General features: G+C 77.2%; 7 protein-coding genes. 4 read left to right on the top strand and 3 right to left on the bottom strand.

The genetic code is table 11. From position 1 onward, the window contains the following. The first annotated feature begins 282 nt into the window (after positions 1 to 282). On the top strand, positions 283 to 960 hold the full coding sequence (locus ACFUEL_RS27920) for a phosphatidylserine decarboxylase (RefSeq protein WP_380239530.1): 678 nt from the start codon (positions 283 to 285) through the stop codon (positions 958 to 960). Continuing rightward, positions 947 to 1,825 (top strand): CDP-alcohol phosphatidyltransferase family protein, encoded by an 879-nt coding sequence (locus ACFUEL_RS27915; RefSeq protein ID WP_380239529.1) that lies wholly within the window; start codon positions 947 to 949, stop codon positions 1,823 to 1,825. The genes ACFUEL_RS27920 and ACFUEL_RS27915 overlap by 14 nt, the downstream gene beginning before the upstream one ends. A gap of 88 nt (positions 1,826 to 1,913) precedes the next feature. Here ACFUEL_RS27915 and ACFUEL_RS27910 read toward each other — a convergent pair whose 3' ends face one another. Both ACFUEL_RS27910 and ACFUEL_RS27905 read right to left on the bottom strand, forming a co-directional pair. Beyond that, on the bottom strand, positions 1,914 to 3,353 hold the full coding sequence (locus ACFUEL_RS27910; RefSeq protein ID WP_380239528.1) for a hypothetical protein: 1,440 nt from the start codon (positions 3,351 to 3,353) through the stop codon (positions 1,914 to 1,916). Between the two features lie 302 nt (positions 3,354 to 3,655). Continuing rightward, entirely contained in the window at positions 3,656 to 4,777 is a 1,122-nt protein-coding gene (locus ACFUEL_RS27905; protein ID WP_380239527.1) for an alpha/beta hydrolase family protein, read from the bottom strand. Between the two features lie 164 nt (positions 4,778 to 4,941). Between ACFUEL_RS27905 and ACFUEL_RS27900 the strand changes: the two genes are divergently transcribed. Beyond that, the gene (locus tag ACFUEL_RS27900; protein WP_380239526.1) at positions 4,942 to 5,712 is read left to right on the top strand and encodes a hypothetical protein; all 771 of its coding nucleotides are present in this window, start codon (positions 4,942 to 4,944) and stop codon (positions 5,710 to 5,712) included. Here ACFUEL_RS27900 and ACFUEL_RS27895 read toward each other — a convergent pair. Beyond that, entirely contained in the window at positions 5,706 to 9,131 is a 3,426-nt protein-coding gene (locus ACFUEL_RS27895; RefSeq protein WP_380239525.1) for a hypothetical protein, read from the bottom strand. The two genes, ACFUEL_RS27900 and ACFUEL_RS27895, sit on opposite strands and share 7 nt — an antisense overlap. Before the next feature lie 152 nt (positions 9,132 to 9,283). Between ACFUEL_RS27895 and ACFUEL_RS27890 the strand changes: the two genes are divergently transcribed. Beyond that, the gene (locus ACFUEL_RS27890; RefSeq protein WP_380239524.1) at positions 9,284 to 9,622 is read left to right on the top strand and encodes a hypothetical protein; all 339 of its coding nucleotides are present in this window, start codon (positions 9,284 to 9,286) and stop codon (positions 9,620 to 9,622) included. Positions 9,623 to 9,711 lie beyond the last annotated feature (89 nt).

Raw genomic sequence — 9,711 nt, 5'->3', positions numbered from 1 at the left:
CCTCCGCGCACCGCGTGTCACTCCGCCGTCACTGAGACGTGAATCACCCGTGACACCGGACCTCTTGGGGAACCGCCCCCGCTCCGGTTACGGTCGTATGCATAGCAGGTGCTCGACTCCGTAGGCAGGCGTAGTCCGGCTAGCAGGCGGCTTGCCCAGATACCGGCAGGTCCCGATAGCATCCACCCGGACAGCAGCCGTCCAAACAACTCGATCCCCGCGGTGGCCCCCGTCCAGGGGCCATTCAGTGTCTCCGCGCGGGGCCGCGACTAAAGGTCCTCGATGCCCATCAGCCCGTCCCCTCACACCTCCGCCCAGGGTCCCGGACCCGAGGGTCGGCGTCCCCGCGTGACCATCGCGCGCGGTGCCACCCCCTGGTTCGTCCCCACGCTGGCCACCGCCGCCGTGACGACCGCCCTCACCCGGCGTTCCGGCAAGTGGGCCCTGGCGGCCGTGCCCGCCTGCGCCCTGAGCGCTGGCATGCTGTGGTTCTTCCGCGACCCGGAGCGCGAGATCGGCGCCGGCCGTGTCATCTCCCCGGCCGACGGCGTGGTCCAGTCCATCGACGAGTGGCCGGACGGCCGCACCCGGGTCGCGGTCTTCATGAGCCCGCTCAACGTCCACGTCAACCGCGCGCCGCTGGCCGGCACCGTGACGTCCGTCGAGCACATCGCCGGCGGGTACGTCCCGGCGTTCAACAAGGACAGCGACCGCAACGAGCGCGTCGTGTGGCACTTCGACACCGAGCTCGGCGACATCGAGATGGTGCAGATCGCGGGTGCTGTGGCCCGTCGCATCGTCCCCTACATGGACGCCGGCACCAAGGTCGAGCAGGGCGAGCGGGTCGGCCTGATCCGCTTCGGCTCCCGCGTCGACACCTACCTGCCGGCGGGCGTCGAGGTCGGCGTCACGGTCGGCCAGAAGACCACCGCCGGGGTGACTCGCCTTGACCGTGACTGATCCGGAAACCCTCATGGAACTCGACGGCGAGGAGTCGACCGACTTCCGCCGTCGCCGCTGGGCCCGGGACCGCGAACTGCGCGCCCCCCGCTCCCCGCAGCACCTGTCCACCGCCGACTTCCTCACCCTGGGCAACGCCGTCTGCGGCTTCCTGGCGATCTACTCGATCACCACCGGGATCCTCATGCCGCACCTGACCAACGAGTCCGGCGTGCCGGTCAAGTCCAGCGCCGCCACCGCGGTGACGCTGCTGCTGGTCGGCTCCATGTGCGACCTCTTCGACGGCCTGGTGGCGCGCAAGCTGCGCTCCTCCGCGCTCGGCGCCGAGCTCGACAACCTGGCCGACCTGATCAGCTTCGGCATCGCGCCGGCCTACTTCGTCGCGGTCTGGGGCCTGGTCTCCCCCGGCACCAACCAGCAGCTCTCGGCGTTCATCGCGCTGACCGTGCTGCTCGCCGTGGTGCTGCGCCTGGCCCGCTTCTCGGCGGTCAAGATGCGGCCCGGGATCTTCCAGGGCATGCCCTGCCCGATGGGCGCGATGACCGTGCTGGCCATCGTGCTGCTCGACCCGCCGTTCGTCCCCGGCCTGCTGATGATCTTCGGCGTGGCCTACCTGATGGTCAGCCGGATCGAGTACCCGAAGCCGCAGGGCCTGCTCGCCACCGCGACGCTGGCCTGGATCGTGGTCTCCATCGGCTGCCTCGCCTCCTGGGCGGCGGGCCTGCCCGGCGGCGACACCCTGATGCACATCGGTGCGGTCGCCCAGATCGCGCTGGCCGCGATGGCGCCGCTGCTGGTCATCCGCCGCAAGGTCGGCGAGAAGGTCGGCGTGGTGCGGGCCCGTCGGGCCGAGAACCGGGGCTAGCCCCGAGCTGTACGCGACGAGAAAGCCGCCCTCCCGGGAAGTTCTCCGGGAGGGCGGCTTCTTCGTGTGCGCGGGCGCTGCCCGCCGCTCAGGCGCCGCCGTCGTGGACGGAGAAGGCGCTGCGGCGGGCGGCGCGAGCCACCGCCGGGTCGGGGTGGACGGAGGCGACGGCGGTGAGCACGCTCGCGGCGCGCGGGTGGCCGGACTGGCGGGCGCGGTTGAACAGCCGCACCGGCTCGCCGGCCGAGGCGCCCTCGACGTGGCCGACCAGCAGCGCGGTCTCGCCGTGGTCGAGGACGGCGGCGGCGGTGTCCACCCACAGCCAGGCGGCGTCCTCCGCGCCCAGCACGTCGGCCGGGGACACCCCGTCCTCGTCCAGCTGTTCGGCCAGCCAGAGCAGCGCGTAGGGGCGCAGGACGGGCTCGTCCACGGCGCCGCGCACGCCCTGCTCGGCGGTGGAGCCGGCCACCACCCGCAGCGCCTCGAAGGCCAGGCCGCGCACCAGCGCGTCCTCGCCGCGGGCGGCCTCCAGCAGTTCGGCGACGGCGCGGTCGGCGGGGCGGGCGGCGACCCAGGCGCGGTACTCGGCGCGGGCCGGGCCGGGGCTGTAGTCGGCGCAGGCGCTGAGCAGTTCCTCGGCGCTCTGCTCGATGTGGCCGGCGGCGGTCTGCGCGACGGTGCAGATCTCCTCCAGCTTGGCCCGGACGGCCCAGTGGCCGAGCGGGGAGAGCTCGGCGGCCTCGTCGCGGCGGCCGAGCGCGCCGACGGCGGCCAGGCCGTCGAGCATCCAGTCGAGGACGGCGGCGACGTCGGCGGGCGAGTGCGGGGTGTCGATCTGCGGTTCGCGGCAGGTGCCGCGGACGGCGGAGACCGCGAACGCGGCGTGCGGGACGGGCGACAGCGGGAAGGTGCCGGAGCTGGGGCCGAGGCGGCGCTCGTCGAGGCCGCGGCGCAGCAGTTCGAGCAGTTCGCTGTCGGCGACCGGGCCGTCCACCAGGTGCAGGAAGGACAGCAGCTGGGGGGCCTGGTCGACGGCCTGGCCGGCCAGCTGGGCGAAGACCCCGCGCAGCGCGGCGGGCGGGACGGGGGCGAGCAGCGTCCAGGCGTCGAACAGCGCGGACCAGCCGCGGACCACCGCCTCGTCGTCGTGCTCCCAGGCGTGCAGCCGCCAGCCGGGCCCGGCGCCGCCGTCGCGGAGCTCGACCAGGCCGACCAGCAGGGCCTGGCCCCAGGCGTTGGCGGCGGCGCCGACGGTCATCGCCAGGGCGCGGCCGGCGGCGCGGGCGTCCTCGGGGAGGAGTTCGCCGCGCTTGTCGACCTCGGAGAGCTCGCCGGCCCAGCGGGCGACCCGGACGGCGTCGGCGAGCATCCGGCGGGCCAGCGGGGCGAGTTCGGCGGGGGCCGGGAAGCCCTCCGGGACGGGCACCCGGCCGCGCCCCGGCTTCGCGGGGACCCGGCGGCGGTTGGCGGCGGCGGGGGGTGTGCCCTCCGCACGACCGACGGCCGCCGTGCCGGGCAGACGGGTCACCGTCGCACCGGTGCGGTGGGGCGGGTGCGGGGCATCACGGTCGCGCGGGTTCCGAGACGTCACGCCGTGCAGTCTTCCCCTTGTACGGGCCTTCTGTCACATCGACTGCCGGGCCGTCTCGCCCCGTCGTCCGAACGGGTCGAACGACGGGGGGACGAGTCACCGCGAAACGGGACGAATCCTTCCGCTTTTCGACGTGGACATGGCGGATATTGTGACCGCTCCGAGACGGAGACGCGGTACCCGGCGCTCCGGTTCCCCGCGCCCCGGCGCTCCGGTTCCCCGTCCCGGCACCCGGGGGTTCACAGCAGCGGGGTCAGGAAGCGGCGCAGCGCCTCGGTGTACCCGGCCGGATCGGCGTTCCACAGCGCGGCGTGCTCGCCGTGCGGCACCGGGTGCAGGCTCACCAGGTCGTCGCGGCCCTCGGCCAGGCCCCGGGCGGCGCTCCACGGCGCCACCCGGTCGTCGGTGCCCTGGAGCAGCAGCGCGGGCGCGGGCAGGTCGGCGCCGGAGGCGATCCGGGCGAAGCCGGCGAGGTCCACGCCGGTGCGGCCCTGCGCGGAGAGCGCGCCGAGCTCGCCCAGCGCCGGGGACGACCAGGCCCGCGCGGTCTCCCGGCGGACGGTCTCGGACCAGTCCAGCACCGGGGAGTCCAGCACCACCCCGGCGATCCGGTCCCGCCAGGTGGAGCGGGCCGCGGCGTGCAGCACGATCGTCGCGCCGACCGACCAGCCGTACAGCACGACCTGCCCGGCGCCCTGGGACAGCGCGTACCGGACCGCCACGTCGACGTCCTGCCACTCGGTCTCGCCGAAGTGGCCCAGGCCGTCCGGCGGGGCCGGCGCGTCCCGGTCGCCGCGGTAGCTGAGCGTCAGCGTGGGCAGCCGCAGCGCGTGTAGCAGCGGCAGCACCGCCAGCGCCTGCTCGCGGCCGGTGCCCGGACCGTGCACCAGCAGCACCCAGGTGCCGCGGATCCCCGCGGTGCGCCAGGCCGGCAGGCTGCCCAGCTCGCTCGCCACCGCGACCTCGGTGTAGTCCAGGCCGAGCGCGGTGCGCGGGTCGCCGAGCAGCACCCGGGGCGTCACCCGGACCTCGGTGCCGACCGCCAGCGTCCCGCCGTCGGCGCGCTCCAGCCGCCGGGCGACCCGGTCCGCACCCTGCTCCAGCACCCCGCCGACCACCGCGTGGCCGTCCTCGCCCCACTCCAGCGCGTACGTCCCGGGCCGGCGGGTGTCCGGCGTCGAGGTCAGCACCACCCGGCCCGGCCCGAGCGCGTGCACCTTCACCGGCGCGGGCGCCGACAGCACCTGCGCCGTGCCCGGCCGCACCACCCGGTCGGACACCTTCCGGCCCAGCAGCAGGAAGGCCGCCGTTCCGGTTCCTGCTGCGGCGGCCGCGACGGCGGCTGCGGTTCCCCAACGCATGGCGCTCTCCCGGGTGCTGGCGGTCCTGTGCTCCCAGTGCACCTGCCCGCGCTGCGGACGGCCATTCGGGGCGGCACCCCGGGTGACGGCCGACGGCGCCCGACCGGTAGCGTCGCGCTCTTCGCCCGGCCCCGCCCGGCGGAGTACCCGAAGGCGCAGCCGCCATGACCGACCCGTACGTCCGAGCCGCGCAGGGCCGCCTCGACGCCGCCCTGCACCGCCTCGCCGCCGCCCTGCGGGGCGCCACCGTGCACCCCGACGAGCACAACTGCGAGTGCCACTGGGGCGGCCCCGCCGACCTCGCCCTGCTCAGGACCCCGGACGCGCCGCTCGACGCCGACCTGCTGCGGCGGACCTGGCGGCAGGGCAAGTGGAACGACCCCGGCGCGGTGCTGCGCCGCGTCCTGCCGCAGCTCGCGGCGGAACTGGCCGACCGCGGCTCCGACTCCTCCGGTGACCGGGAGGACATCGGCTGGGCCCTCGCCCGCGCGGACTGGCCGCGCTGGCCAGCCGAACAGGCCGCCGCGGTCGGCGGGTTCCTGCACGCGCTGTGGATCCGCGACCTGCTCGTCCCCGGTGACGCCCGGGAGGTGGACCGGACCCTGGGGATGTGCGTCCAAGCCTCCGGGGAGCTCGCGCCCTGGCTGGACGCCTGGGCGGCCCTGGACCACCCGTCGGCCGACCGCGGCCTCGCGGCGGCCGTCGACGTCTGGACCTACGACCTGCTCTCCGACGCGCTCCCCTGGTCGCTGATCCGGCACTCCGACCGGGAGGACGCCCTGGCCGCCGAGCTCTCCGCCTGGCTGACCTGCCACGCCCCCGCCCGCCTGCGGGCCCACGGGGCGCCGGACGACCTGCTGCACCGGGTGCGCCTGCTCGGCCTGAGCGAGCCCGAGCGGTGGCGCGACCCGCACTGGCCGGGCCGCGCCTACTGAGCGGCGGGGCGGGGCGGGCGGACGGCGTGCGCCCGGTCGCGGACGTCGGGGGCGGGGTGGCGGCGCAGCTCGCGCAGCAGGGCGCGCCAGGGCTCGGGCCAGTGGGCGACGCCGCCCGCGCCGGTCAGGGCGACGGCGAACAGGCCGGCGGCCAGGGTGCCTTCGGCGGCGAGCCGGCGGGCGGCGGCCAGCGCCGGGGCGTCGGTGGGGAGGGAGCTGCCCACCGAACGGCCCAGGGTGGCCGCGAGCTCGGCGGCCAGGGCCGGGCGGTCGGGCAGCAGGGCGGCCACCGCGAGGAGGTGGTCGCCGAGCCCCGGGTCGGTCACCGCCACGGTGGTGAGCAGCAGCCGGGCGGCCCGGGCGCGCAGGGCGGGGACGGGCAGCAGGATCGCGGCGGCGGCCCGGCGGACCTCCGGGAGGTCCCGGTCGCCCCATTGGCCGCCCAGCCGGTCCAGCAGTTCGTCCAGCCGATCCCGGGCGGCCTCGCCCCCGTGCCCGTGCCCGTGCCCGTGCCCGTCCCGGTCCTCGTACCCGTCCCGGTCCCCGTGTCCGTCCCGGTCCTCGTGCCCGTCCCGGTCCTCGTCCGCCCGGACGGCCCCGGTCAGCGTGGTCAGCAGGTCGGCCAGGACGCTGCCGGGGGCGCAGCCGCCGGCCGGGTGCGGGGCGGTGCCGAGGGCGATGGCGGCCAGGCTGCGGGCGGCGGACTTCCAGCGGTTCGGCTGCTCCGGGTCGTCCGGGTCCTCCGGGGCGAGGACGGTCCGGGCCAGGCCGGCCACCGCGTCGGGGGCGTACTCGGCCAGTCCGACCAGGCGGCCGCGGGCGGTGTGCTCGGCGGTGGTGTCGCCCAGGTCGAGCATCCGGACCACCAGGGCGGCGTAGCGGGGGCGGTCGGCGGGCGGCAGGCGGTCCGGCTCGGGGGCGAGGACGCGCAGGCGCTGGAGGGTGCTGCCGCGTTCGGCGGTGTCGGCGAGCAGGGCCCAGCGCGCGCCGGTGGCGGCCGCGGCCTCGTCGGCGCGGGTGTCGCCGATCCGGTCGGCGGTCTCGGCGGTGGCGGCGCCGCGGACGTCGGCGTGCTGGTCGGGGGCCAGGTGGGCGGCGAGCAGCAGTTCGGCGGCGGCCGCGGCGGGGAGGTGGCGGGCGGCCAGCCGGACGGCCTGCTTGCGGCTGGTGACCTTGGCCGTGCCGGTGCCGAGGGCGATCGCGTACAGGGCCGGGGCGAGCACGGCGGCGGGGGTGTGCCGGGCCGGGCGGTCGGCGGCGTACAGGGCGGTCCGGGCCCGGTCGTGGCCGGCCAGGGCGAGCAGGTCGGGCAGCACGGCGGCCGGGTCGACGGTGTGCGGGAGCGCGGCGAGGGCGGTCTCGGCCAGGACGGTGTCCGGGTCGGCGGCCCAGCGGCGCAGCAGCGCGGTGCCGGCGTCGCCGAGCGGGGCGGCGGCGCGCAGGGCGGCGGCCCGCTGCTCGGCGGGGCGGTCCGGGTCGGCGGCGGTGCCGGCCGACCTGCGTACGGCGTCCTGCTGTTGCCAGGGTGTCCAGCGGTCGGCGGTGGCGGTGTCGGCCGCGGTGAGGTCTCCCGGCAGGAGGGCCAGCAGGTCGGTGCGGACGGCGGTGAGCACGGCGCGGACGGGGGCCGAGCGGGCGGCGGACGGGTCGTGGGCGAGCAGGTCGAGCGCGGTGGCGGGGTCGAGGGGCGCCAGGTGGTCGAGGGCGCGGCGCCGGGCCTCCTCGGTGCCGGTGCGCAGGACGCCGGTGAGCGGTTCGGCGAGGACGCGCCGGGCGCGCGGGCCGAGCACGTCGGCGACGGTGAGCAGCAGGGCGGCGTCCGGGGTGGCGGCCGAGTCGTGCAGGAGCGGGCGCAGCGCCTCGAGGACGGCACGTTCGCGGCCGCGCGGCAGGGTGAGCCGGGCCGCGCCGGTGCGTTCCAGGACGCGGGTCGCCCAGGCGGCCAGGGCGGTGCCGGACGGGTGGTGGGCCAGCACGGCGACGGCCGTGTCGGCGAGGCCGGCCCGGGTGTGTGCGGAGCAGTCGCGGGCGGTGAGGGCGTCCTCGGTGAGGCGGTGCAGGTCGGCGGCGTGCCCGTCGTGCAGGACGGGGGCCAGCTCGGGGAGGGCAAACAGCGAGTCCCGGCGGACCGGGTCCTGCTCGTTGCGCAGGCGGCGGGCGAGCGTCGGCAGCAGCTCCGACACCGCCGCCGGGTCTCCGGAGCGGGCGGCGTTGCGGATCAACTCCTCCCAGCCGTACGACCGTTCGTCGGACTCGGGGAGCCGGGTCTCGGCGAGCAGCCGGGGCCGGGCCTCGGCGGGCGGGAGCAGGGCGACCAGGCCCAGCAGGTCGGCCGGTGTCGAGGTGGGCAGGGGGCCGGGTGCGGCCAGCCAGTCGGCGAGGTCGTCGTCCCGGTCGCGGCGCAGGCGGTGGATCTCGGCCCGGACCCGCGGGTACCGGTCGGCGGCGGGCAGCAGGGCGAGCGCCTCCACGTAGGCCCAGTCCCGGCGGTAGGGGTCGGCGTACAGGGTGTCGGACAGGGCGGGGCGGCGGACGGGCGGCAGGGCGCGCAGCAGCGCCTTGCCGTAGCCGGGCCGGTGGGCGACCAGGTCGGCCAGCGCGGCCGGGTCGGCGGCAGCCAGTCGGCGGGCGGCGGCGGGGCGCGGCGCCGGGTCGCGGTGGCTGTGTCCGGTGGCGAGCAGCAGCCGGACGGTGCGGGTGGGGTCGGCGGCGGCCAGGTCGGCGAGCCGGTCGCGCACGGGCTTCGGCAGCGACGGACCGCCGGTGCGCCGTTCCAGCAGGTCGAGCACCCGCAGCGGCAGGTGCCGGGCGGCCGCGGCCAGCGCGGGGACGTGCCGGGACCAGGCGCTCCGGTCGCCGGGCCCCATTTCGAAAACGTCCAGGACGGCCTGCGGGTGGCGGTCGCCGAGCGCGGCGGAGAAGTCCACCGCGTGGGCGTACGCGGGGAGTTCGGCGGCCACGAAGGCGGCCGAGCAGAGCGGCAGCAGCCGGGCGGCGGCGCGCGGGCCGTGGCTGCGGCTGAGCGCCGCGGCCAGCCGTTCGGCGAGCGCACCGCGCCCGGAGCGGAGCACGGCCGTGACCAGTTCGGCCCGGACGGCGGTCGGCGCGTCCGCCACGGCCCGCTCCACCGCCTCGTCCGGCACCGGCAGTCGGCGGATCGCCCGGTGCGCGTACCGCCGCACCACGGCGTCCGGGTCGGTCAGCCGCGCGGTCAGGTACGGGGTGTGCCGGCCGGTCAGCGCGGCGAGGGCGGCGAGCCGTCGTTCGTAGCGGCCGCCTTGCGCCAACTCGGCTGTCAGAGATGGCAGTTCGCCGCTGGCAGCGAGGGCGTGCGCGGCGCGGGCGACGGTGCGCAGTCGCTCGGCGTGGGCGAGGGGCTCGACGGCGGCGAGCAGCCGCCCGGCGGGAGTGTCACTCATCGCGGGCGATTCTGGCCGCCCCGGCCGGGGCGCGCACCTCCTTTTCGACGGCACCCTGCGCGGAGGGCGGCGGCGCCCCGCGCGGAGGGCGGCGGCCCCGCGAAAGGCGGTGGTCCGAGCGGGGCGGCCGGACATGGCCTAGTGTTCCGGCCGTGAGCCTCGAACAACTTCGCGGCCGGTTCTGCTGGTTGGTCTCCGTCGCCGTCCGGACCGACCTGCGGCCGAGCACGGCCGTCGTCGAACTGGGCACGGAGGGCGCCGGTGCGGTCCTGCGCTTCGAGGGCGTCCTGCACGCCCGGGTGTGCTTCGCCGATCCGGACGGCGACTTCGTGGACGAGGTGCTGGTGCGGGAGCTGCCGCAGAACGGGCCCTGGCCGGAGGAGGCCCGGCACCTGCTGGAGCACCACGACAACCGCTGCGCACTGTGGTGGCTGACCGTCACGGGGCCGAGCACCGTGGAGATCCTCGCCGAACGGTTCGACGAGGGCTAGACGAGTAGTTCCGAAGTCGGTCAGTGGTCGTAGGCGATCAGGGAGCGGGTGACGGGTCGGCCGGTGGTTCGGTTGTGCCAGATCGCGCA

This window comes from Kitasatospora sp. NPDC057198 (assembly GCF_042670125.1).
Classification (GTDB): domain Bacteria; phylum Actinomycetota; class Actinomycetes; order Streptomycetales; family Streptomycetaceae; genus Kitasatospora.
The sequence above is the reverse complement of the archived record's forward strand: the minus strand, read 5'-3'. Positions and strand labels throughout refer to the sequence as shown.